We start from the raw sequence: 473 nt of genomic DNA, 5'->3' as shown, positions 1-473 counted from the left end.
GAGTTCGTCACCCTCCTGGGGGCCTCCGGCTGCGGCAAGTCCACCCTGCTCAACCTGGTCGCCGGCCTCGACCGGCCCAGCGCGGGCACCATCACCACCGACGGCCGCCCCGCCCTCATGTTCCAGGAACACGCCCTGTTCCCCTGGCTCACGGCCGGCAAGAACATCGAACTCGCCCTCAAACTCCGGGGCGTGGCCAAGACCCAGCGGCGCGAGCGCGCCGAGGAACTGCTGGAACTGGTCAGGCTGAAGGGCGCGTACGGCAAGCGGGTGCACGAGCTGTCCGGCGGCATGCGCCAGCGCGTCGCCATGGCGCGGGCGCTGGCCCAGGACAGCCGGCTGCTGCTCATGGACGAGCCGTTCGCCGCCCTGGACGCCATCACCCGGGACGTGCTGCACGACGAACTCACCCGCATCTGGCGGGAGACCGGCGTCTCCGTCCTCTTCGTGACGCACAACGTCCGCGAGGCCGT

Annotated in this window: 1 protein-coding gene; it reads left to right on the top strand. The window is 71.0% G+C overall.

Annotated features, from left to right (window positions below; translation table 11 throughout):
* Positions 1-473: ABC transporter ATP-binding protein (locus ADL34_RS34380; protein ID WP_159039026.1), on the top strand; the 473-nt coding region annotated here is incomplete at both ends.

The sequence above is a fragment of the Streptomyces sp. NRRL WC-3605 genome (genome assembly GCF_001509795.1).
GTDB lineage: Bacteria > Actinomycetota > Actinomycetes > Streptomycetales > Streptomycetaceae > Streptomyces > Streptomyces viridochromogenes.
The sequence above is the reverse complement of the archived record's forward strand: the minus strand, read 5'-3'. Positions and strand labels throughout refer to the sequence as shown.